Source organism: Leucobacter massiliensis, from assembly GCF_002982315.1.
In the GTDB taxonomy this organism is placed as follows: domain Bacteria; phylum Actinomycetota; class Actinomycetes; order Actinomycetales; family Microbacteriaceae; genus Leucobacter; species Leucobacter massiliensis.
Window position 1 is genome coordinate 294,370 of the sequence record NZ_MWZD01000013.1, and the last position, 23,231, is coordinate 317,600.

The 23,231-nt window shown below is 69.8% G+C and carries 19 protein-coding genes; 9 read left to right on the forward strand and 10 right to left on the reverse strand.

Features of this window, described 5'->3' with window-relative positions:
* Positions 1–57: 57 nt before the first annotated feature.
* The 4 genes from acnA to dut form a co-directional block, all read right to left on the reverse strand.
* Complete coding sequence (acnA, locus tag B4915_RS03575) at positions 58–2,745, reverse strand: aconitate hydratase AcnA (RefSeq protein ID WP_105804454.1); 2,688 nt, start codon at positions 2,743–2,745, stop codon at positions 58–60.
* A 127-nt stretch (positions 2,746–2,872) separates the two neighbouring features.
* The gene (locus tag B4915_RS03580; protein WP_105804455.1) at positions 2,873–3,679 is read right to left on the reverse strand and encodes a DUF3159 domain-containing protein; all 807 of its coding nucleotides are present in this window, start codon (positions 3,677–3,679) and stop codon (positions 2,873–2,875) included.
* Positions 3,676–4,347, reverse strand: a complete 672-nt coding sequence (locus tag B4915_RS03585) for a DUF3710 domain-containing protein (RefSeq protein ID WP_105804456.1) — start codon at positions 4,345–4,347, stop codon at positions 3,676–3,678. Before B4915_RS03585 ends, B4915_RS03580 begins: the two co-directional genes overlap by 4 nt.
* Before the next feature lie 90 nt (positions 4,348–4,437).
* On the reverse strand, positions 4,438–4,875 hold the full coding sequence (dut, locus tag B4915_RS03590; RefSeq protein ID WP_105804457.1) for a dUTP diphosphatase: 438 nt from the start codon (positions 4,873–4,875) through the stop codon (positions 4,438–4,440).
* Between the two features lie 127 nt (positions 4,876–5,002).
* Between dut and B4915_RS03595 the strand changes: the two genes are divergently transcribed.
* Positions 5,003–5,476, forward strand: a complete 474-nt coding sequence (locus B4915_RS03595; RefSeq protein WP_105804458.1) for a DUF3093 domain-containing protein — start codon at positions 5,003–5,005, stop codon at positions 5,474–5,476.
* Between the two features lie 157 nt (positions 5,477–5,633).
* Here B4915_RS03595 and B4915_RS03600 read toward each other — a convergent pair whose 3' ends face one another.
* Positions 5,634–5,924: a DUF4193 domain-containing protein gene (locus B4915_RS03600; RefSeq protein WP_105804459.1), complete on the reverse strand. Its 291-nt coding sequence runs from the start codon at positions 5,922–5,924 to the stop codon at positions 5,634–5,636.
* 212 nt (positions 5,925–6,136) lie between these two features.
* Here B4915_RS03600 and sepH point away from each other — a divergent pair, with 212 nt between their 5' ends.
* Complete coding sequence (gene sepH / locus B4915_RS03605) at positions 6,137–7,297, forward strand: septation protein SepH (RefSeq protein ID WP_105804460.1); 1,161 nt, start codon at positions 6,137–6,139, stop codon at positions 7,295–7,297.
* 119 nt (positions 7,298–7,416) lie between these two features.
* Here sepH and B4915_RS03610 read toward each other — a convergent pair whose 3' ends face one another.
* Positions 7,417–8,619 carry an alkaline phosphatase family protein gene (locus B4915_RS03610; RefSeq protein ID WP_245907323.1) on the reverse strand — a complete coding sequence of 401 codons (1,203 nt, stop codon included), beginning with the start codon at positions 8,617–8,619 and terminating at the stop codon, positions 7,417–7,419.
* 19 nt (positions 8,620–8,638) lie between these two features.
* Between B4915_RS03610 and B4915_RS03615 the strand changes: the two genes are divergently transcribed.
* Positions 8,639–11,125 carry a DNA gyrase/topoisomerase IV subunit A gene (locus B4915_RS03615; RefSeq protein WP_105804462.1) on the forward strand — a complete coding sequence of 829 codons (2,487 nt, stop codon included), beginning with the start codon at positions 8,639–8,641 and terminating at the stop codon, positions 11,123–11,125.
* 62 nt (positions 11,126–11,187) lie between these two features.
* On the opposite strand, the gene B4915_RS03620 is transcribed toward B4915_RS03615, so the two are convergent.
* Complete coding sequence (locus B4915_RS03620; protein WP_105804463.1) at positions 11,188–13,308, reverse strand: DNA gyrase/topoisomerase IV subunit B; 2,121 nt, start codon at positions 13,306–13,308, stop codon at positions 11,188–11,190.
* A 301-nt stretch (positions 13,309–13,609) separates the two neighbouring features.
* On the opposite strand from B4915_RS03620, the gene B4915_RS03625 reads away from it, so the two are divergent.
* Positions 13,610–13,831, forward strand: a complete 222-nt coding sequence (locus tag B4915_RS03625; protein ID WP_105804464.1) for a DUF7455 domain-containing protein — start codon at positions 13,610–13,612, stop codon at positions 13,829–13,831.
* A 79-nt stretch (positions 13,832–13,910) separates the two neighbouring features.
* Here B4915_RS03625 and B4915_RS03630 read toward each other — a convergent pair whose 3' ends face one another.
* Both B4915_RS03630 and B4915_RS03635 read right to left on the reverse strand, forming a co-directional pair.
* Complete coding sequence (locus B4915_RS03630) at positions 13,911–15,191, reverse strand: RNA polymerase sigma factor (protein WP_105804465.1); 1,281 nt, start codon at positions 15,189–15,191, stop codon at positions 13,911–13,913.
* Positions 15,192–15,375: 184 nt separating this feature from the next.
* The gene (locus B4915_RS03635) at positions 15,376–16,308 is read right to left on the reverse strand and encodes a proteasome assembly chaperone family protein (protein ID WP_181158446.1); all 933 of its coding nucleotides are present in this window, start codon (positions 16,306–16,308) and stop codon (positions 15,376–15,378) included.
* A 183-nt stretch (positions 16,309–16,491) separates the two neighbouring features.
* Here B4915_RS03635 and lpdA point away from each other — a divergent pair, with 183 nt between their 5' ends.
* Together lpdA and sucB are read left to right on the forward strand one after the other, a co-directional pair.
* A complete protein-coding gene (gene lpdA / locus B4915_RS03640) occupies positions 16,492–17,865 on the forward strand; it encodes a dihydrolipoyl dehydrogenase (protein WP_105804466.1) in 1,374 nt (457 codons plus the stop codon).
* A gap of 43 nt (positions 17,866–17,908) precedes the next feature.
* The gene (gene sucB / locus B4915_RS03645) at positions 17,909–19,750 is read left to right on the forward strand and encodes a 2-oxoglutarate dehydrogenase, E2 component, dihydrolipoamide succinyltransferase (protein ID WP_105804467.1); all 1,842 of its coding nucleotides are present in this window, start codon (positions 17,909–17,911) and stop codon (positions 19,748–19,750) included.
* Here sucB and B4915_RS03650 read toward each other — a convergent pair.
* Positions 19,735–20,202, reverse strand: coding sequence for a hypothetical protein (locus B4915_RS03650; RefSeq protein ID WP_105804468.1), 468 nt, complete (start codon positions 20,200–20,202; stop codon positions 19,735–19,737). The two genes, sucB and B4915_RS03650, sit on opposite strands and share 16 nt — an antisense overlap.
* 160 nt (positions 20,203–20,362) lie before the next feature.
* On the opposite strand from B4915_RS03650, the gene B4915_RS03655 reads away from it, so the two are divergent.
* The 3 genes from B4915_RS03655 to glnA all read left to right on the forward strand — a co-directional run bounded on the left by B4915_RS03655 (position 20,363) and on the right by glnA (position 23,135).
* Positions 20,363–21,061: a DUF4191 domain-containing protein gene (locus B4915_RS03655; protein WP_105804469.1), complete on the forward strand. Its 699-nt coding sequence runs from the start codon at positions 20,363–20,365 to the stop codon at positions 21,059–21,061.
* 4 nt (positions 21,062–21,065) lie between these two features.
* Positions 21,066–21,494 carry an RDD family protein gene (locus B4915_RS03660; RefSeq protein WP_105804470.1) on the forward strand — a complete coding sequence of 143 codons (429 nt, stop codon included), beginning with the start codon at positions 21,066–21,068 and terminating at the stop codon, positions 21,492–21,494.
* 216 nt (positions 21,495–21,710) lie between these two features.
* Positions 21,711–23,135 carry a type I glutamate--ammonia ligase gene (gene glnA / locus B4915_RS03665; RefSeq protein WP_105804471.1) on the forward strand — a complete coding sequence of 475 codons (1,425 nt, stop codon included), beginning with the start codon at positions 21,711–21,713 and terminating at the stop codon, positions 23,133–23,135.
* The last annotated feature ends 96 nt before the right edge of the window (positions 23,136–23,231 follow it).

Here is a 23,231-nt window from a genome sequence, read left to right on the forward strand (position 1 = left end):
CCCGGACGCACGGGGCGTCCGGGCCTGATCCTCGGCCGCGCCGGCCGATCGCGGGTCTCAGACCAGCGAACGGAGCACGTACTGCAGGATGCCGCCGTTGCGGTAGTAGTCGGCCTCACCCGGGGTGTCGATGCGGACCACCGCGTCGAAGGCGATCTGAGTGCCGTCCTCCTTGGTCGCGGTCACCGCGACCGTCTTCGGCGTGACGCCCTCATTGAGCTGCTCGATGCCCCTGATGTCGAAGGTCTCGGTGCCGTCGAGGCCGAGCTCGTCGGCGCTCTTGCCCTGCGGGAACTGCAGCGGCAGCACGCCCATGCCGATCAGGTTGGAGCGGTGGATGCGCTCGAAGCTCTCGGTGATCACGGCCTTCACGCCGAGCAGGCTCGTGCCCTTCGCGGCCCAGTCGCGGGACGACCCCGAACCGTACTCCTTGCCGCCGAGCACGACCAGCGGGATGCCCGCGGCCTGATAGTTCTGCGAGGCGTCGTAGATGTACGACTTCGGGCCGCCCTCCTGCGTGAAGTCGCGGGTGAAGCCACCCTCGACGCCCTTGCCGTCGTTCTCGGCGGCCAGGAGCTGGTTGCGCAGGCGGATGTTCGCGAAGGTGCCGCGGATCATGACCTCGTGGTTGCCGCGGCGCGAGCCGTAGGTGTTGAAGTCCTTCGGCGCGATGCCGTTGGCGACGAGGTACTGACCCGCGGGGGTCTCCGCCTTGAAGCTGCCGGCCGGGCTGATGTGGTCGGTCGTCACCGAGTCGCCGAGCTTCGCGAGCACGCGTGCGCCGGTGATGTCGGTGACGGGCGACGGGGTGAGCGACATGCCGTCGAAGTAGGGCGCCTTGCGCACGTAGGTCGACTTCTCGTCCCAGGCGAAGGTGTCCCCGTCGGGCGTGGGCAGCGAGGTCCAGTGGTGGTCACCGTCGAAGACGGTCGCGTACTTGGCCTTGAACATCTCGGAGTCGATCGACTCGTCCGCGATCTTCTGCACCTCGATCGGGTCGGGCCAGATGTCGCGCAGGAACACGTCGTTGCCGTCTTCGTCCTGGCCGAGGGGCTGCGTCTCGAAGTCGAAGTCCATCGTGCCCGCCAGCGAGTACGCGATCACGAGCGGCGGGCTCGCGAGGTAATTCATCTTGATGTCGGGGTTGATGCGGCCCTCGAAGTTGCGGTTGCCCGAGAGGACCGCGGTCACGGCGAGGTCGTGCTCGTTGACCGCGTCGGAGATCTCCTGATTGAGCGGGCCGGAGTTGCCGATGCAGGTGACGCAGCCGTAGCCGACGGTGTAGAAACCGAGCGTTTCCAGATCGTGCTTGAGACCGGACTTCTCGTAGTAGTCGGTGACGACCTTCGAGCCCGGAGCGAGGGTGGTCTTCACCCAGGGCTTCGCGCGCAGGCCCTTGGCCGCCGCGTTCCGCGCGAGCACGCCGGCGGCGAGCATCACCGAGGGGTTCGAGGTGTTCGTGCACGAGGTGATCGAGGCGAGGGTGACCGCGCCGTGATCGAGCTCGAACTCGCGACCCTGCTGGTCCTTGACCTTCGCCGGGTTCGCGGCCTGTGCATAGTTCTTGAGGTCCTGCTCGAACTGCTCCTTCGAGCGCGAGAGCTCGATGCGGTCCTGCGGGCGCTTCGGTCCCGCGATCGAGGACACGACGGTGCCGAGGTCGAGCTCGAGATACTCGCTGAACTGGGGCTCGCGGGCGGGATCGTGCCACATGCCCTGCGCCTGGGTGTAGGCGCGGATGAGCTCGATCTGCTCCTCGGAGCGGCCGGTCAGGCGCAGGTAGTCCAGGGTGACGTCGTCCACGGGGAACATCGCCGCGGTCGAGCCGAACTCGGGGCTCATGTTGCCGATCGTGGCGCGGTTCGCGAGCGGCACCGAGCCGACGCCCTCGCCGTAGAACTCGACGAACTTGCCGACGACGCCATGCTTGCGCAGCATCTGGGTGATGGTGAGGACGACGTCAGTGGCGGTGACGCCGGCGGGGATCTGGCCCGAGAGCTTGAAGCCGACGACGCGCGGGATGAGCATGGAGATGGGCTGGCCGAGCATCGCCGCCTCGGCCTCGATGCCGCCGACGCCCCAGCCGAGCACGCCCAGGCCGTTCTGCATGGTGGTGTGCGAATCGGTGCCGACGCAGGTGTCGGGGTACGCGGTCAGCTCGCCGTCGACCTCGCGGGTGAAGGTGACGCGCGCGAGGTACTCGATGTTGACCTGGTGCACGATGCCGGTCCCGGGGGGCACCACCTTGAACTCGTCGAAGGCGCCCTGGCCCCAGCGCAGGAACTGGTAGCGCTCGCCATTGCGCTCGTACTCGATCTCGACGTTGCGAGCCGCGGCACCGGGGGTGCCGTACACGTCGGAGATGACCGAGTGGTCGATGACCATCTCGGCGGGCGCGAGCGGGTTGATCTGATCGGGCGAGCCGCCGAGCTCGACCACGGCCTCACGCATCGTCGCGAGGTCGACGACGCAGGGGACGCCGGTGAAGTCCTGCATGATGACGCGCGCGGGCGTGAACTGGATCTCGGTGTCGGGCTCGGCGGCGGGATCCCAGCCGCCGAGTGCCTCGATGTGCTCGCGGGTGACGTTCGCGCCGTCCTCGGTGCGCAGCAGATTCTCCAGCAGCACCTTCAGGCTGTAGGGCAGGCGCTCGTGACCGGGCACCCGGTCGATGCGGTAGATCTGATACTGCTTCTCGCCTACGGCGAGGGTGCTCTTCGCGTCGAAGCTGTTGACGGCTCCCATGAGGCTCCTCTGTTGATCTGCCGGAGGGGACTCCTCCGACCCCGGTACGCAGTCCGGACCACTCCGGCCCGCGTCTCAAGTCTCTCGATGTCGAGATAATTCTACACCGAAACGCGAGGGCTCGGGATCATGTCGACGGGGTGTTGTCCCCAGTGCTCGCAACGGATCCCGGCCCCGAATCATCTGATGAAGACGCCTGGTCGTCGCGCCCGTCGACGCCCCCGGAAACGCGGCTGAGCACCAGCCAGGTGAGGATGGCCGCGAGCGCGAAGAGGGGCACCCCCATGAGCAGCCGCGCGAGCCCGAGCGCGTCGGTCGCCGCCGCGTCGCCGTTCTGCGCGGCGAAGTAGAGGGGCAGCTGCACGATCAGCCGGGAGGCGAAGGCCGCGATCCAGAACAGCGTGCACCAGCGCGCGGCTCGCCGCAGCGTCGGATCCCTCCGCCACTCCGTCAGCGAACCCCGCAGGAACCCGAGCAGCAGTCCGATGAGCGGCCAGCCCACCAGCAGTGAGATCGTGTGGGCCGCGATCCACGCGCCGTTGATCCAGAAGCCGGGCAGGTAGTAGTCCTCGCCCCTGCCGGTGAAGAGCGTCACCCCCACGCAGATCGCCACGCCCAGCAGGCCGGAGAGCGCCGCCTGCATCGGCTCCCGGCGGAACAGCCTCCACCCGAACGCCGCCAGCGCCAGCGCCAGCGGCGCAATCGCCGAGACGCGCGCATCCCGGGTGAAGACGAAGATCGTCAAGTAGACGGTCGCGGGCAGCAGCGTCTCCGCGATCCCGCGCCAACCGCCGATCGCCTCCAGCACGCCGCGGGCCGAGACGCCCTCCCCGTGCAGCCCGGCTTCGACGACCCGGCCCAGACCCGCCCGGGGCGCCGCCTCCGAGCGATCCTGCGGCTCAGCTTCGCTCTGCAGCTCAGGCCGTTCCGTCACGCCGGCTGCGCTCCGCCCTGCGGACCGGGGCGCTGAGCCTGCACCCCTGCGGGCACCTTCAGCGGCAGCAGCTCGCTCGGCGGCATCGGCTGCTCGCCGCGCACCACCACCAGTTCGCGGAACAGCTCCGTCACCGCGTCGCGCGCAGCCGCATCAACGGCGGCCTTCCCCATGATGACGCCCCGCAGCATCCAGCGCGGTCCGTCCACTGCGACGAAGCGCACCACGCGCGTCCCCCCGCCCTGCTCGGCGGGGGCGGCGCTGCGCACCACGAGCTCGGGACCGAACGGCCCCTCCTCCTCCGCCACCTCCGCGCCCTGCGCGCCCATCTGCTGCGACAGTTCACGGCGGACACCATGCCAGAGACCGGTCGTCTTCGGAGCCGCGAAGGCCTGGACCTGCAGCAGTGACTCCGCATACTCGAGCGACACCGCAACCACGCGATTCGCGCGCTCATCGACCTCGAGCCGCAGCTGCAGTCCCTCGCGGGGTGCCACCTTGATGCCCCCCAGGTCCACATAGGGCCGCATCGCGGGCACCTCGCTCGCGTCGAAGGGGCCCGCCTCCGCCCGGTCCTCGGGAGCCGACTTCGAGTCGTCCAACTCGGGGGCCGCCGCGCCCTCGTGCAGCTCGACCTCGTCGGCGCCGCCCTGCTCTGCTTCGCTCATCGTCCTGATCGCTCCTTGCCTCCCGGCCCACGCCGGGGCCGTGTCCGATGATCGTGACCGCTCACGATCCGATGCCTCTGATCCTCGTCGTCAATCCCGTACGCCGGTGGAGCCGAACCCGCCCGTGCCGCGCGCCGAGTCCGAGAGCTCCTCGACGGGCACGAACACGGCCCGCGACACCGGTGCGCAGATGAGCTGGGCAATGCGATCGCCCCGCTCAACAGTGAAGCTGCGCTGGCGATCCGTGTTCAGCAGGGTCACCTTGATCTCACCGCGGTAGCCTGCGTCCACCGTCCCGGGCGAGTTGAGCACGGTGATGCCGTGCTTCGCCGCGAGGCCGCTGCGCGGAACCACGAACGCCGCGTAGCCCTCCGGCAGCGCAATCGACACGCCGGTGCCGACCAGCGCGCGCTCTCCGGGCCCGATCTCGACCGACTCCGCGGCCCGCAAGTCGGCCCCGGCGTCCCCCGGGTGCGCGTAGCTCGGCGGGACCTCGGCACGAATGGGAACCTCAACGACATCGCTCACCCGGACAGGCTACCGGATGCGGCCAGCCGCCGCCTGGGCCTGCAGCCCGCTGGGTGCACGGGTGCGCGGACCGCGATCGCGGCCGCTCACGGGCGATGCCGGGGCGAGGACCGCGATAATGGAGGACATGAGCGCAGCACCCACCCAGAGCACATCTTCGGCCGGCTACCGCGAGCGGCTCGTCCCGGGTCCGGGCATCTTCATCGCCCTGCTGCTCCTCATTCCGGCGGTCGCGCTCGTCCTCACCCCGGTGAACGCGCAGATCGCGATCCCCACCGCCGTGATCGCCTACGCGGTCGTCGCAGCCGCGATGCTGCTGCTCAGCCCCACCATCGCCGTTGCGGACGGCTTCCTCACCGCGGATCGGGCGAGAATCCCCGTCGACCAGCTCGGCGAGATCGAGCTCCTCGGCACGGATGCCCTGCGCGCCGCCATCGGTCCCGGGCTGGACGCTCGGAGCTTTCTCCTCATCCGCGGATGGATCAAGCGCGGCGTGCGGATCCAGAACATCGACCCCGCGGATCCCGCGCCGGTGTGGATCATCACGACCCGGCACCCGCGGGCGCTCGCCGACGCGATCGAAGCGGCCCGCACGGAGTAACGCACCGGCACGGAATGCGCTGCGCCTACGCGCCGCCGTGTGCGGCGATTTCGCCGGCTTCGGAAACGCAATGCGTTTCCGAGACGCCGACGCTCTTTAGCTTGAACATTCCCGGCGCGGTGGCGCCGGCGCGGAATGCGCTAAAGAGCGATGCTCTTTAGCTTGAGCATTCCGCGCAGACCGGGCCGAGATCGGTCTCGTGGTCGATCTGCGAGCGGTGGCGGACCAGGAAGCAGCTCACACAGGTGAACTCATCGTCCTGCTGCGGCAGCACCACGACGTCGAGTTCGACATCGGACAGATCCGATCCCCCGATGAACATGCTCGGGTTGTCGGCGTCCTCGGTATCGATCGCGGAAGCGCCCTTCGCCGGACCGCGCTCCTTCAGCGCCTCGATGGACTCGGCGTCCTCCTCGGACTTGCGGGGTGCATCGTAATCGGTGGCCATGGTCTCCCTGTGTTTCCGTGCCGTGCGACGGCACCTCCAAGCTGCGAGCGGCCACAGTCTGCCTTACGATCCGCTCCGGATGCAAACTCTTCTGCGGTGAGTTCTCTGAGCGCGGAACGGGCCTGCCGGTTTTTCGCACGCGCCGCGTCAATGCGCATCGAAGCCGCGCTCCTGTGCCAATCTGGATCGCGACTCACGAAGGGGATGCGCCGATGGACGAACTGCGCCTTGTGCGACGAGACGATCGATCGCTGATCGTTGCGAACGACTCCGGCGACGAGTTCCGGCTCATCGTCGACGACGCCGTGCTCAGCGAACTGCGGCACCTCAGCCGCAGAGACCGCGAGACGCCGCGGCTGAGCCCCCGAGACATCCAGGCGCAGATCCGCTCGGGCAAGTCGCAGGCCCAGGTCGCGCAGGCGCTCGGGGTCGACGAGGCCGACATTGAACGCTACGCCGAGCCCGTGCTCGCGGAACGCCGGTACATCCTCGAGCGCGCCCACGCGGTCGCCGTGCGCACCGACGCAGCGGACGAGGCCAACGAGCAGTTCGGCGCCGTCATCGCCGAGCGGCTTCTCGGGCTCGGCGCGGACACGAGCGAGTGGGACTCGTGGCGCGACGAAGAGGACGGCTGGATGGTCGGCCTGGAGTTCATCTCCCACGACGTCGCCCACCGCGCCGTGTGGTCCTTCGACCACCGCAAGGGCACCCTCTCCCCCGTCAACCCGGACGCCACCACCCTCTCCAAACTCGGCGACGTCGGCGACCGCCTCATCCCCAAGCTCCGCGCCGTCGACAATGTCGAGCGATCCGGTCGCTTCGACTCCGGCGCCTTCGACACCGCGCAGCTCCAGGCCGAGGACGACGATGCCGCTCAGGAGCAGGCGGCCGGGGCGGAAGCGACCCCCGAGGCCGCGGCGCCGAGCGATCCCGACAGCGAGTACGAGCGGCGGCGCGAGATCGACCAGCGCGCCATCAACTCGGGTGAGCGACCTCATGAGGACCTCAGTCAGACCGCAGACCTGCTCGACGCGCTGCGCCGCCGCAGAGGCGAACGCGATCGCGACCGTGGCGCGGCGCATCCTTCGGAGGCAGCCGCAGAGGAGCCCCAGCACACGGATCCGGGGACCGCACCGCGTCGCCTGAGCATCTGGCAGGGCGCCGGCGTGACGAACGAGCCCGCGCCCGCCCCCGCTCCGTCCGCCGGAGAGGCGCCCGCCACGGGCGAGCGAGCCGACGAGGGCACCCCGCAGGCGCAGCCGGAGGCGCAGGAGCGTGAGGCGCCTGAGCGCAGCAGCCGCAAGGGCCGGGCCTCCATTCCCAGCTGGGACGACATCCTCTTCGGGACGCGCAGCGACGAGGACCCCGCCTGATCCTGCCGAAGCCCGGTGCGCCGAGCATCGCGGCGCACCGGGCGGATCGGTGAGTACAAGCGACCCGGCTCAGCCCGAGCCGCGCCATGCGCGGCGATCCTCGCGCCGCGCCGCCGGGCTCACGCCGGGTGGCGCAGCCGCGCAGCAGCCGCGACCGCCGAGCCGAAGCCCCCGCCCGCGAGCGCGCCGCCGAGCGCGAGCGGCACGCCGCGCTCGTCCTCGGTGAAGGAGCCGTGCTGGCCGATCATCGCGCGCGAGCGCGGCTCATCGGCGCTCGAATAGTACGCAACCCTGCGGCGCGCAGCGAGGAGCACGTCGCCCAGTCGATCCGCCACGCCCGTGGCGAGCGGGCCGAAGCAGCCGGAGGCGACCGCCTCCTCCCGGGTCGCCACCCACGCCCGATCACCCTCGGACGCCGCCCACCTCGCCGCAACCTCGGGCGCGCGGGCGGGATCCTCAAGATAGAGAGACCGGAAGCGCGGCTCTCCGCCCACCTCCGCGACCCCCTCCAGCATACCCGGATCCTCGTCGAGCACGATCTGCTGATGCGGCTCCACGTCCACCATTCCGTGGTCGGCGGTGACCACGACGCCGGTGTGCCCGGGCAGCGAGCGCAGGAAGCCCGCGAGCGCGCCGTCCAGCTGTTCGAGCCGCCGCAGCCACTTGTCGCTCTGCCATCCGTGCTCGTGCCCGGCCTTGTCGAGCTCGTCCACGTAGAGATACGCCACAGCGGGGTCTCCGCCGCGCAGCAGCGCGGAAGCGAGGGCGAAGCGGTCCTCGATCCGGGCGCCGGGCAAGTACTCGGCTCCGGACAGGATCGCCTCGGTCAGCCCGCCGCTCGCGTGCGCCGGGCGGCCGATCGCGACGGCGCGCGCGCCGAGTTCGGCGGCGAGTCCGAAGAGCGGGACCCCCCGCTGCCAGTGCGCGCGATCATCGATGCCCTCCCAGTCCCGCAGCGTGGTCACGAGGCCCAGACGCGGGTGCCGGATCCGGTAACCGACGAGCCCGTGCTCGCCGGGCAGCCGGCCCGTGGTGAGGGTGGTCAGCGCGGCACCCGTCGTCGAGGGAGCGACGGTCTCGATGCGGCGCCGCTGCAGTCCGGCGAGCGTCGGCGCGTGCCCCCGCACCGCGCTCAGATTCGCGTGTCCCAGCCCGTCGACCACCACCAGCACGAAGGAGCGCAGGGCGGGGAGCCGCTCGGCGACGGACGGATCTTCCGCGAATCGCAGCGGCTCGGGCAGCTCGGCACCGAGGCCCCGAGCCACGGACGCCAGGCCGCTCGGCAGAATCGCGGCAAGCCTCGCACCGTTGTCGGCGGTCATCGGTAGCATGATCTCCATTATGACCGACGCACCCAGCGACTCCCCCGAACTCGCCGACGCATCGGCGGCTCCCAGCCCCCACGAGCTGCCCGGCGAGCGCATCGAAGACATCGACATCTCCCGGGAGATGGAGGGGTCCTTCCTCGAATACGCGTACTCCGTCATCTACTCGCGCGCGCTGCCGGATGCCCGCGACGGGCTCAAGCCGGTGCAGCGCCGCATCCTCTTCATGATGCAGGACATGGGCCTGCGTCCCGAGAAGGGGCACGTGAAGTCTGCGCGGGTCGTCGGTGAGGTCATGGGCAAGCTGCATCCTCACGGTGACGCCTCCATTTACGACGCGCTCGTGCGCATGGCGCAGGGTTTCGCGATGCGGCTCCCCCTCGTCGACGGGCACGGCAACTTCGGCTCGCTCGACGACGGGCCCGCGGCCTCCCGCTACACCGAGGCGAGACTCGCGGGCGCGGCGCTTGCGATGACGGACTCCCTCGACGAGGACGTCGTCGACTTCGTCCCCAACTACGACAACCAGATCATGCAGCCGGAGGTGCTGCCGTCGGCCGTCCCGAATCTCCTCGTGAACGGGGCCAGCGGCATCGCCGTCGGCATGGCGACGAACCTCGCCCCGCACAACCTCATCGAGGTCGTCGACGGCGCCAAGCACCTGCTCCGCCACCCGGACGCGACGGTGGAGGAGCTCATGGAGTTCATCCCCGGCCCGGATCTCCCCGGTGGCGGGATCATCGTGGGCCTCGACGGGGTGAAGGACGCTTACCGCAGCGGCCGGGGCGCGTTCCGCACCCGGGCGAAGGTGTCGGTGGAGCCGCTCGGCCCCCGTCGCACCGGTCTCGTCGTCACCGAGCTTCCCCACCTCGTCGGCCCGGAGCGGGTCATCGAGAAGATCAAGCAGGGCGTCGAGGCCAAGAAGCTCTCGGGGATCTCCGACGTCGCCGACCTCACGGACCGCAAGAACGGCCTCCGCCTGGTCATCACGCTGAAGACCGGCTTCTCCCCCGAAGCGGTGCTCGAGCAGCTCTACCGCTACACGCCTCTCGAGGACAGCTTCAGCATCAACTCGGTCGCGCTGGTCGGCGGTCAGCCCCAGACCCTGGGGCTCCGCGAGATGCTGCGGGTCTTCCTGGATCACCGGATCTCGGTGATCACCCGCCGCTCCGAGTTCCGGCTCCGGAAGCGCCGCGAGCGCCTGCACCTCGTCGAGGGCCTCCTCATCGCCATCCTCGACATCGACGAGGTCATCCAGCTCATCCGCACCAGCGATGACGCCGAGACCGCCCGCACGCGCCTCATGCAGGTGTTCGACCTCTCCGAGGCGCAGGCAGAGTACATCCTCGAGCTGCGACTGCGGCGCCTCACCAAGTTCTCCCGCGTCGAGCTCGAAGCCGAGCGGGATCAGCTCACTGCGGAGATCGAGGCGCTCCTCGAGATCCTCGGCAGCCCGGAGCGCCTGCAACAGGTCGTGTCGGAGGAGATGGACCAGGTCGCGGAGGCCTTCGGCACCCCGCGGCGCACACTGCTCACGGGCGCCGTCGCGAAGCCGTCGCGCGGCGCCACGGCGCCCTCGGCCCTGCAGGTCGCCGACACCCCCTGCACGGTGCTTCTCTCGGTGACCGGCAGGGCACTGCGGATCGACCGCGACCCGGAGTCCGGGGTGTCGCCCCGCTCCGCCCCCCGCGCGAGCAAGCACGGCGCCGTCCTCGCGCGGGTGGATGGCACGGTGCGCGGCGAACTGGGAGCGATTCTCAGCGACGGCAGCCTGCACCGTTTCACGCCTGTGGACCTGCCCCTGGTACCCGCGGCCTCGATCGCGTTCTCTGCCGGGGCGAAGTTCAGCGAGTATCTCGGCGTCACCGATAAGAAGCTCCGGGTCGTCGGCCTCGTGCCCCTCGAAGACGCCACCCCGGTCGGTCTCTTCACGGAGCAGGGCACCGTGAAGCGGGTGCTGCTCTCCGATCTGCCCGCGAAACCCGATTTCGAGCTCATCACCCTGAAGCCCGGCGATCGGCTCGTCGGCGTCTTCGCCGCGCCCGACGACGCGGAGATCGCGGTGATCACGAGCGACGCCCAGCTGCTGCGCTTCTCCGCCGCCTCGGTGCGCCCGCAGGGCCGCCCCGCGGGCGGCATGGCAGGCATCCGCCTCGCCCCGGAGGCGCGGGTGGTCTTCGCCGGATCCGTCCCCGCCGGCGCCGAAGCCCGTGTCGTCACCATCGCCGACAGCTCCATCACGCTGCCCGGCACCGACGTCGCCACTGCGAAGATCTCCGACTGGGCCGACTTCCCCGCGAAGGGCCGAGCGACCGGCGGCGTGCGCGCGCAGCGCTTCCTCAAGTGGGAGGACCAGATCGCCTGTGCGTGGGTGGGCACCGGTGAGCCTCGCGCCCTCGCAGCCGACGGCTCGGCGCGCACGCTGCCCACCGAACTCGGCAAGCGCGACGGATCCGGGCAGGCGATCGACGGCTCCGCCGCGCACATCGGCGAGGCGCCGTAGGCGCGCGCCGAGCCCGTCCTCTGGAATCCGCGGGGGCTCACTGCGCGGCTGCCGCCGCGCCCCTAGGCGTCGATCCGCTCGCGGTCGAGATCGTCCGCGTTGTCGACGATGAACTCCTTGCGGGGTGCAACCTCGTTGCCCATGAGCAGCTCGAAGACCTGCGAGGCGGCGTGGGCGTCCTCGACGCGGACGCGCCGCAGCGTGCGATGCTCTCGGTCCATCGTGGTCTCGGCGAGCTGATCGGCGTCCATCTCGCCGAGGCCCTTGTAGCGCTGGATCGGCTCCTGGTACTTCTTGCCGCGTCGTCGCAGATCGGCGAGCAGCCCCTGGAGTTCCTTCTCGCTGTAGGTGTAGACGACGTCGTTGGGCTTGCGCCCCGCGTTCTGCACGACCACGCGGTGCAGCGGCGGCACCGCCGCATACACGCGCCCGGCTTCGAGCATGGGTCGCATGTAGCGGAAGAACAGCGTCAGCAGCAGCGTGCGGATGTGCGCGCCGTCGACGTCTGCGTCGCTCATCAGGATGACCTTGCCGTACCGGGCGGAGTCGAGCTCGAAGTCGCGTCCGGAGCCCGCGCCGATCACCTTGATGATCGCGCCGCACTCGGCGTTGCCGAGCATCTCGGCGACGGAGGCCTTCTGCACATTGAGGATCTTGCCCCGGATCGGCAACAGGGCCTGGAACTCGCTGTCACGGGCGGGACGCGCCGTGCCGAGCGCGCTGTCGCCCTCGACGATGAAGAGCTCGGTCTCGGCGACGTCCTTCGAGCGGCAGTCGATCAGCTTCGCCGGCAGCGAGGAGCTTTCGAGCGAGCTCTTGCGCCGTGCCGTGTCGCGCTGGGCGCGCAGGGCGATCCGCGCCTTCATCTCGGAGACCATCTTCTCGAGCAGGGCGCCGGTCTGCGCCTTGTCGTCCCGCTTGCTCGAGGCATAGCGGGTCTCGAGGCCCTTCACAATCGCGCGAGACACGATGGAGCGCACCGCCGCGGTCCCGAGCACCTCTTTCGTCTGGCCCTCGAATTGCGGTTCCGGCACGCGCACCGTCACCACCGCGGTGAGCCCCGTGAGGATGTCGTCCTTCTCGGGCTTGTCCCCGCCCGCCTTGAGCTTGCGCGCGTTCTGCTCGATCTGCTTGCGGAAGAACTTGGTGAGCCCCTGCTCGAAGCCGCTCAGGTGGGTGCCGCCCTTGGGGGTCGCGATGATGTTCACGAAGCTCTGCACCTCGGTGTCGTAGCCCGTGCCCCAGCGCATGGCGATGTCCACCTCGCACTGGCGTTCGACCTCGCGGGACACGAGGTGCCCGGTCGCCTCGTCCATGACGGGCACGGTCTCGGTGAAGCTGCCCGTGTCGGTGACGCGCCAGGTGTCCGTGAGCGGCGCATCGACCGCGAGGTAGTCGACGAACTCCGAGAGTCCGCCCTCGTAGGCGAAGCGGTGCACGGCCGGCTCGCCCGAATCGCTGAGGGCCTCGGCCCGCCGGTCGGTGATCTCGATCGCGAGTCCAGGCACGAGGAAGGCGGTCTGGCGAGCGCGGGCGATCAGCGACTCCGGCTCGAAACGGGCGGAGGACAGGAAGATCTGCGGGTCGGCCCAGTACCGGACCCGCGTGCCCGTCGCGCCCTTCTTCACCTTGCCCACCACGCGCAGCTCCGAGGACTGCTCGAAGGGAGTGAAGGGGCTGTCCGGCCCGTCACCGGCGAAGATGCCGGGCTCCCCGTGGCGGAACGACATCGCCCAGGTCTTCCCGTCCCGGTCCACCTCCACATCGAGACGCGACGACAGCGCGTTCACGACGGAGGCCCCGACACCGTGCAGGCCGCCGGAGGAGGCGTAGCCGCCCCCGCCGAACTTGCCGCCGGCGTGCAGTTTCGTGAACACGAGCTCGACCCCGGAGAGCCCGCTCTTCGGCTCCACATCGACCGGGATGCCGCGGCCGTTATCCGAGACCGTGACGCTGCCGTCGTCGTGCAGGGTCACGCCGATCTCGTCGCCGTGGCCCGCCAGCGCCTCGTCGACCGAGTTGTCGATGATCTCCCACAGGCAGTGCATGAGGCCGCGCGAATCGGTCGTCCCGATGTACATGCCGGGACGCTTCCGCACCGCTTCGAGACCTTCGAGGACGGTGAGGTGCCTCGCGGAGTAGCTGGACTCGGCCGGTGAGGCCGCTGACCGCTGTGCTGCCACTGGGGGATCTCCTCTGTGTTCGACGACGCATCGGCCCGAGCGAGGGCCTGTCTGGTGCACCCTGCGTCAGCTGCGCGATCGCCGACGCGGATTCACCAGACACACCCTAGAGCAGACCACCGACATTCCCGCCCCATGCTCACGGCGAGTGAGGAACCGGGGTGGCCGCGGACTCCGCCTGCTACGCGCACAGCGAACCGGCGGCATCCGGGCGCGAACTTTCAGCGCTGGCGTGCTTGGATGGAGGTGCACTCCCCGAACCGGGTGAGGAGCACCACGCAACCGAGGAACGGGGGACGCCATGACGACGCTCGAGCAGGATCGCGCCACAGCCGTCGAGGCTGCTGATCGCCCGCTCACCGCGCTCGACCGCTGCGACAGCTGCGGGGCGCAGGCCTATGTGCGGGCGATGCTGGGCGGCAGCGAGCTGCTGTTCTGCGCCCACCACGCAAACAAGCACGAAGCCAAGCTGCGCCCGATGGCCGAAGCGTGGCACGACGAGAGCCACCGGCTGAACGCCTGAGAGCGGCACGCCGCGCCGCACGGCGACAACGCGAAAGCCCCGGCCGAGGCCGGGGCTTTCGCGTACCGCAGTCGCCGCATCACTCCAGGTAATCGCGCAGCTGCTGAGAGCGCGAGGGGTGGCGGAGCTTCGCCATCGTCTTCGACTCGATCTGGCGGATCCGCTCGCGCGTCACGCCGAAGGTGTCGCCGATCTGGTCAAGGGTCTTCGGCATGCCGTCACCGAGACCGAAACGCATGCGGATCACGCCCGCTTCGCGCTCCGAGAGCGAGTCGAGGAGCTGCTCGAGCTGCTGCTGCAGCATCGTGAAGCCCACGGCATCAGCCGGGACCACGGCCTCCGTGTCCTCGATGAGGTCGCCGAACTCGCTGTCGCCGTCCTCACCCAGCGGCGTGTGCAGTGAGATCGGCTCCCGGCCGTACTTCTGCACCTCGATGACCTTCTCGGGGGTCATGTCGAGTTCCCGCGACAGCTCCTCGGGGGTGGGCTCGCGACCGAGATCCTGCAGCATCTGACGCTGCACGCGCGCCAGCTTGTTGATGACCTCGACCATGTGCACCGGGATGCGGATCGTCCGTGCCTGATCGGCCATGGCGCGGGTGATGGCCTGGCGGATCCACCACGTCGCGTAGGTCGAGAACTTGAAGCCCTTGGTGTAGTCGAACTTCTCGACCGCGCGGATGAGCCCGAGGTTGCCCTCCTGGATCAGGTCGAGGAACTGCATGCCGCGTCCGGTGTAGCGCTTCGCGAGCGACACCACGAGGCGCAGGTTGGCACCGAGCAGGTGGCTTTTCGCCCGCTGACCGTCGCGCGCGACCCACTTCAGCTCCCGTTCGAGCTTCTTCGGCAGGTCCTTCTCGGTGGCGAGCTTCTCCTCGGCGAACAGGCCCGCCTCGATGCGCATCGCGAGCTCGACCTCTTCGGCCGCATTGAGCAGCGCCACTTTGCCGATCTGCTTGAGATAGTCCTTCACCGGATCGGCGGTCGCCCCGGGAATCGCCGTGGTGACGGTCGGCACGTCCTCCTCGTCGGAGGCCTTCAGCACGATGGCACCGGTCGGCAGCGGCTCGTCCGGCGTCACCGTCTTCTTCTCGTCTTCGACGACTTCGGCGGCCTCGTCGAGCGCGGCATCCTCGGCCACGGCCTCGTCCACGAGATCCGTCTTGGCGGCCCGCTTGGTCCCGCCCTTCTTCGCGGGGGACTTCTTCGCGGCCCCGGGCTTCTTCGCCGCCGCAGGGTTCTTGGCCGTCGTCTGCTTCTTCGTCGCGGCGGCGCCCTCCGCGCCCGCGTTCGCCTCGTCAACCGTCGTGTCCGCACTCGCGGAACGAGCGCGAGTCTTGGTCGTGGATGCAGTTGCCACGCAGCCGCCTCTCTGTCTCGGATCCCCGCCGGAACCCCTGGCTTCGCCGACGGGTGCTCACAGCATGAAAACCCATGTCAAGTCCGAATCATTCCCGCGCTGCGGGCGACCACTCGGATTGAATGGGCTAGGACATCAATTATTGCACGTCTCGGGCCGGGCTCGGACCGGGCGCTCTGTGCGCTCAGCTCTCGGGCCGGCCGCCGTCGTTCGCGTCGCGCTGCCGTTCGGCGAGGAACCGCTCCAGTTCGCTCCCCAGCTGCTCCGCGGTGGGTATCGTTCCGTCCTCGCCGATCAGCGGGGAGCGGACCGTCCGATCCTCCATGTAGGCGTCGTACCGGCGCTCCAGCGTGCGCACCATCTCCAGCGACTCCTCGCTCTCGGCGATCTGAGAGTCGACCTGCGCGTGGAACAGCCTCGTCTGCTCGCGCACCTCATCGGTCGCGAGGATCAATCCCGTGGCCTCCATGAGGCCGTCGAGCGCAGCACTGAGGGCCGCGGGATACTCGGTGTTCGCGAGATAGTGCGGCACGAGCAGCGCGAGGCCGACGACCTCCTCGCCGAGGCTGTGCAGCCGGTACTCCAGCACATGCCCCGCCGAGGCGGAGAGCTTCGTCTTGGGCCGCCACACCGACCGGGCCTCGATCAGCTCGTCGCGCGAGCCGCTGACGGTCATCGAGATCGGGCGCGTGTGCGGGACGGGCATCGGGATCGCGTGGGTCCACACGGTCACCGACACCTCGAACTCGTGCACGAGCAGCAGCACCGTGTCGATGAACTCGTCCCAGCGGAAGTCGGGCTCGTAGCCGGAGAGCAGCAGGAATGCCCCGCCGAGCTCGTCGTGCGCGAGGCTGAGCGTCAGCTCCTCCGGCGCGTAGTCCACGAGGTGATCCTCGTCGAAGGTGATGATGGGCCGGCGCGCGCGGTAGTCGAGCAGGAGGTCGGAATTGAAGCGCAGGACCTCCTCGGGCGCGCAGCGCTGCCAGAAGTACTCCTCCAGCTGCTCGACGACCCCGCCCGCGTCGCTGTGCCCCTGCATCACCACGACGAGCGGCAGCCCGCGCGGCACCAGGGCGCGGCGCTCCGCATACTCTGCCGAGAAGATCGATTCCGTCACCCTTCCATCCTATGAAGGCCGGGCCGAGGCGGACCCCGATCCTGTCACGCCCTGAGCGAACCCGGAGCCCGCCAGGGGAGCACCCGAGCCCGCCTCGGCCCGCGGTGTAGGGTTGATAGCAGTGCGTCCGACGACCAGTCCGGGCCGCTGTCACCGTTGCGAACACACCGAGGGAGATCCCACTTGGCCGATCAGCAGTTTGACATCGTCGTCCTGGGTGGCGGAAGCGCCGGATACGCCGCGGCGATCCGCGCCACGCAGCTCGGATTCAGCGCCGCAGTCATCGAGAAGGACAAGCTCGGCGGGACCTGCCTGCACCGCGGCTGCGTCCCCACCAAGGCGCTGCTGCACGCCGCCGAGATCGCGGATGTGGCGCGCGAGGGTGAGCACTACGGGATCAACACGAGTCTCGACGGCATCGACGTCGCCCGGGTGAACGCCTTCCGGGAGAACCTCGTCGCCGGCAAGTTCAAGGGCCTCCAGGGCCTCCTCAAGGCCAACAAGATCACCGTGATCGCCGGCGAGGGCAAGCTCACCTCCCCCACGACCGTCCAGGTCGGCGGGGACACGATCACCGGCAAGCACATCGTGCTCGCGACCGGTTCCTACTCCCGGACGCTTCCCGGCCTGGAGATCGGCGGGCGGGTCATCACCAGCGAGCACGCGCTCGAGCTGCAGGAGGTGCCGCAGCGGGTCGCGATCCTGGGCGGCGGAGTGATCGGGGTCGAGTTCGCGAGCGTGTGGCGCTCCTTCGGCGCGGAGGTCACGATCATCGAGGGCCTCCCCCACCTCGTGCCCAACGAGGAGGAGTCCGTCTCGAAGCAGCTCGAGCGGGCCTTCCGCAAGCGCGGCATCGATTTCAAGCTGGGCGTGCGCTTCAAGTCGGTCTCGCAGGACGCGAACGGCGTCACGGTCTCGCTGGAGGACGGCGCAACCGTGTCCGCGGACTACCTGCTCGTCGCCGTCGGGCGCGGCCCCGTCACCCAGGGGCTCGGCTTCGAAGAGGTGGGCATCGAGATGGATCGCGGCTTCGTGCTCGCAAACGAGCGGCTCGCGACGAATGTGCCCGGCGTCTACGCCATCGGCGACATCGTTCCCGGCCTGCAGCTGGCCCACCGCGGCTACCAGCAGGGCATCTTCGTCGCAGAGGAGATCGCCGGGCTGAACCCGGTCGTGGTCGAGGACGTCAACATCCCGAAGGTGACCTACTGCGATCCGGAGATCGCCTCGGTCGGCCTCACCGAGGCCAAGGCCCGCGAGAAGTTCGGTGCGGAGAACGTGACGAGCTACGAGTACAACCTCGCCGGGAACGCGAAGAGCTCCATCCTGGGGACTGCCGGCACCGTCAAGGCGGTCCGCGTGAACGACGGTCCCGTGGTCGGCGTGCACATGATCGGCGCGCGGATGAGCGAGCTCGTCGGCGAGGCTCAGCTCATCGTGAACTGGGAGGCGCACCCCGAGGACGTCGCCCCGCTCGTCCACGGCCACCCCACCCAGAACGAGACGATCGGCGAGACGATGCTGAAGCTCGCCGGCAAGCCGCTGCACGCGATCTGATCCGCGGCGCACAGACTGTGAAGCAACGAATGGAGAATGCACGATGAGTGAATCGGTGGTCCTCCCCGCACTGGGTGAGAGCGTGACCGAGGGCACGGTGACCCGCTGGCTGAAGAACGTCGGCGACACCGTCGAGGTGGACGAGCCGCTGCTCGAGGTCTCGACCGACAAGGTCGACACCGAGATCCCGTCGCCGGTGGCGGGCGTGCTCGAGGAGATCCTCGTGCAGGAGGACGAGACCGCCGAGGTCGGCGCCGTGCTCGCCACGGTCGGTGACGGCAGCGGAAGCGGCGCGAGCGCCGAAGCCGCGGCACCGGCTGCCGCGTCCGAGGCGGCACCCGCCGCCGCTCCCGAGCCCCCCGCTGCTCCCGAGCCCGCCGCCGCTCCCGAGCCCGCTGCGCAGGCCGCGCCTGCCGCCGCGCAGGCCGCGCCTGCCGCCGCGCCGCAGAGCGAGGCCGCGGGCTCCGGAGGCGAGGGACAGGAGATCGTGCTTCCCTCGCTCGGCGAGAGCATCACGGAGGGCACCGTCACCCGCTGGCTCAAGAGCGTGGGCGACACCGTCGAGGTGGACGAACCGCTGCTCGAGGTCTCGACGGACAAGGTCGACACCGAGGTGCCCTCACCCGTCGCCGGCGTGCTCCAGGAGATCCTCGTGCAGGAGGACGACACGGTCGAGGTGGGCGGCGTGCTCGCCCGCGTCGGCGGTTCTGCCGCCGGATCCGCCGATGAGGCGCCCGCGGCGGCGCCCGAGCCCGCGCAGCAGCCCGAAGCGCCCGCAGCCCCTGCTGCGGAGCCCGCTCCGGCCCCGGCCGCCTCGGAGGCCCCGGCGCAGCCGTCCGCCGACGCGGACGAAGCCGCCCCCGCCCAGCAGGCATCGGCACCCGCGCACGGCGCTGCGCCGGCCGAGCCCGCGCAGCCGTCCGCTCAGGCCGCGCCTGCGGCGCCTCAGGCCTCGGCACCCGCTGACGCCCCCGGCTACCTCACGCCCATCGTGCGCAAGCTCGCCCACGAGCGGGGCGTCGACCTCGCCTCCGTGCGCGGCACCGGCGTCGGCGGGCGGATCCGCAAGGAGGATGTGCTCGCCGCTGCGGAGTCGGCCCGGCAATCGGCTGCCCCTGCAGCGTCCCAGGCGCAGGCGGCACCCGCGCCGGCCCCGGCGGAGGTCTCTCCCCTGCGCGGCACGACCCAGAAGATGAGCCGCCTGCGCAAGGTGATCGCCGAGCGTGCGGTGGCGTCGCTGCAGGGCACCGCACAGCTCACCACGGTCGTCGAGGTCGATGTGACGCGCGTCGCGCGCCTGCGTCAGGCCAAGAAGGACGAGTTCCTCGCGAAGACCGGTTCGAAGCTCTCCTTCATGCCGTTCTTCGCACTGGCCGCGGCCGAGGCGCTCCGCAGTTTCCCGATCATCAACGCCACGGTTGACGGGGACTCGATCGTCTATCCGGCCACGGAGAACATCAGCATCGCCGTGGATACGGAGAAGGGGCTGCTCACGCCCGTGCTGCGCGATGCAGGCGACAAGAACATCGCCGAGATCGCTGGCGAGATCGCCGATCTCGCGGCGCGCACGCGTGACAACCAGCTGAAGCCGGACGAGCTCGCCGGCGGCACCTTCACGCTCACCAACACCGGTTCCCGGGGCGCGCTCTTCGACACCCCCCTGGTGTTCCTGCCGCAGAGCGCGATCCTGGGCACGGGCGCTGTCGTGAAGAAGCCGGCCGTGGTGTCGGGGCCCGAGGGCGACGCGATCGCGATCCGCTCGACGGTCTACCTGGCGCTCTCCTACGATCACCGCATCATCGACGGCGCCGACGCCGCCCGCTTCCTCGGGCAGCTCCGGGCGCGGCTCGAGGCGGGCGACTTCGAGGCTCAGCTCGGGATCTGACCCCTTCTCTCGCGCTGGACACGGGCCGCGTCTCCCTCGGGTGACGCGGCCCGTTCCGTCTGCGAGAGCCCGCCGTCGGCGAGTGCATGAGGGATGCGGCGCCAGATCGCGAAGGCCACCGCCTCCTCGGCGAGTTCCCGGCTCCAGCGCTCCCCGGCGGACCCGATCTCGGCGATCGCGTCGTCCAGCGCTTCCTCGAGCAGCGGGGCGGCACCGCATCCATCCCAGCGGCGCAGCGCCCGGCGCAGCCCGTGCAGCGGCAGCCCGAGCGCCGCGCATCCGGCGTCGTGCCTGGCGGGACTGTGCGGCTCGCGCCCGTCGGGGCCGGCGCAGCCTCCGGCGCTGCGCAACTCGATCCCGGCGGCGCAGACGCGGATCACGCGTCCGGCGAGCGCCGCCGCTCCCCCGCAGCGGGTCTCCTGCGCGGCACCGCGCCGCCGTCTGTCGCCCATGCATCCATCCTGCCGCCCGCGTCGACCGCGCGGCACCGACTCGCAGCTGCTGTGAGCGCTTTCCGCTCATCGCCCGTTCCCGGCGCAGCTGTGAGCGAACTCCGATGCGCTCCCCTTCGCGGTGGCGCGCGCGGAGGCAGGGAAACGATACCCTTGAAACATGGCAGCAGAGCAGGCGAAGCAGACGAAGAAGACCGGTCGCATCCGGCAGATGATCGAGATCTACAAGACCACCAAGGTCCACGATCGCAATCTGCCCTGGGCGCTGCTGCTCTCCTTCGTCGCGCCCGTCGCCCTCTCGGTGCTGCTCGCCTGGCTGCTCAGCGGCAACTGGTTCGGCTGGGTGCTGTGGCCGCTCACCGGTGTGCTCGTCGGCATCCTCCTCGTGATGATCGTGCTCGGGCGCCGCGCCGAGCGCATGGCCTACCAGCAGATCGAGGGCCGTCCCGGCGCCGTCGGTGCCGTGGTGCAGAGCGCGCTGCGCCGCTCCTGGCGCGGCTCGGAGGTACCGGTCGCGATCAACCGCAATCAGGACGCGGTGTACCGCGTGGTCGGCCGCGGCGGCATCGTCCTCATCTCCGAGGGTTCCCGTCAGGGGACGCAGCGCATGGCCGCCGATGAGGAGCGGAAGATCCGTCGCGCGATGCGCAACGTCGAGGTCGTGCACCTCTACGTCGGGCCCGACGGGGACGGCGTTCCCCTCCCCAAGCTCTCGAAGACGCTCGTGCGTCTGAAGCCGAAGCTGAACCGACGCGAGGTCGCGGCGGTGTACAACCGCCTCGTCTCGCTGCAGGCGGCGCCGGTCGGGATCCCGAAGGGCATGGATCCGAACCGCATCCGCTCGCAGCGTCCCCGCTGATCCGATGGCCCAGATCCAGCCTCAGCGCTTCGGCGATCTCGAACCCAGCGCCTGGCCCGGCGAGCGCCTCGGGCTCCCGGAAACCGGGCCGCTCTCCGTGGCACGACTGGGACGTCGCGTGCTCGCGATCTGCATCGACTGGGGTCTCGCGGCGCTCCCCGCCTACCTGCTCATCGGCGGCCCGCACCCGGAGTGGTGGAACTACCTGTTCTTCGCCCTCATGCAGATCGTGTTCATTCCGACGATCGGCGGTTCGCTCGGCCACCGGATCCTCGGGATGCGCGTGCTCTCGCTGAGCGGCGGATGGATCGGCCTGTGGCGGCCGGTGGTGCGGACGCTGCTGCTGTGCCTGGTGATCCCGGTGCTGGTGTGGGATTCCGACCATCGCGGCTTCCACGACAAGATCCCCGGCACCGTCCTGGTGCGTGCCTGAGACGCCCCCGGGCAGGCGGAAGGGAGTCGCCCGGTGCGTGCTCCGGTTGCGATGAGGTTTCGGGATCGGGGCCCGCGATCGCCGGCAAGTGCCGCGTAACACGCGCGAAACATGAGACTCACGCTTCTGAAATCCCCGTCGCGTAGGGTTGATGGCAACCGTTCGGCGTCGCACCGCGACCCCGATCGGAACTCCGCACAGGCGAAAAGGAGCAGCATGTTCAACACCCCGCAGGAAGTCATCGACTTCATCACGGAGACGGACGTCAAGTTCGTCGACATCCGGTTCACCGATCTTCCCGGGGTGCAGCAGCACTTCAACATCCCGGCCGCGACCGTGGACCTCGACTTCTTCGAGGTCGGCCAGATGTTCGACGGCTCGTCGATCCGGGGCTTCGCGGGCATCGCCGAGTCCGATATGCAGCTCATCCCCGACGTCACCACCGCCTACATCGATCAGTTCCGGGCCGAGCGCACGCTGATACTCATCTGCGACATCTTCAACCCGCGCACGGGAGAGATCTACACGAAGGACCCCCGCCAGGTCGCCAAGAAGGCGGAGCAGTACCTCGTCTCCACCGGCGTCGCCGACACCGCCTTCTTCGCCCCGGAGGCCGAGTTCTACATCCTCGACTCGGTGCGCTACGAGACGACCCCCCGCCGCACCTTCTACGAGGTCGACGCCGAGGAGGCCTCCTGGAACTCCGCCCGCAAGATGGAGGGCGGCAACCTGGGCAACACGACCCGTGAGAAGGGCGGCTACTTCCCCGTGTCGCCCGTCGACAAGCAGGCGGATCTGCGCGACGACATCTCGCTGCGCCTCATCGAGGCCGGGCTCGAACTGGAGCGCTCGCACCACGAGGTCGGCGCGCCCGGTCAGGCCGAGATCAACTACCGCTTCGACACCCTGGTGAAGGCCGCGGACGACGTGCTCAAGTTCAAGTACGTCGTGAAGAACACGGCGGAGCTGTGGGGCAAGACCGCCACCTTCATGCCGAAGCCGATCTTCGGCGACAACGGCTCGGGCATGCACACCCACATGTCCCTCTGGAAGGGCGGCGAGCCGCTGTTCTACGACGAGAACGGCTACGCGCAGCTCTCCGATATCGCCCGCTGGTACATCGGCGGGATCCTGCACCACGCCCCCGCACTGCTCGCCTTCACCAACCCGACGATCAACAGCTACCGCCGCCTGGTCAAGGGCTACGAGGCCCCGGTCAACCTGGCCTACTCGGCAGGCAACCGCTCTGCGGCGGTGCGCATCCCCCTCACCGGCTCGAACCCGAAGGCGAAGCGCATCGAGTTCCGCGCCCCCGACGCCTCGGGCAACCCCTACCTCGCCTTCGCGGCGCAGATGATGGCGGGCCTCGACGGGATCCGCAACCGCATCGAGCCGATGGAGCCGATCGACAAGGATCTCTACGAGCTGCCCCCGGAGGAGGCGAAGAACATCCCCCAGGTGCCCGGATCCCTGGAGGAGGCGCTCGACGCGCTGGAGGCGAACCACCAGTTCCTGCTCGAGGGCGGCGTGTTCACCGAGGAACTCGTCCAGACCTGGATCGCCTACAAGCGTGAGAACGAGATCGCTCCGATGGCGCTGCGCCCGCACCCCTTCGAGTTCGAGCTCTACTACGGCGTGTAGACGCCGGGCCTCGGCCTGCCTCCGCTGATCGCGGTCCGGTTCCCCCGCGCCTCCGGGATGGACGGACACGGAAACGCCCTCCACGACGCTGCGTCG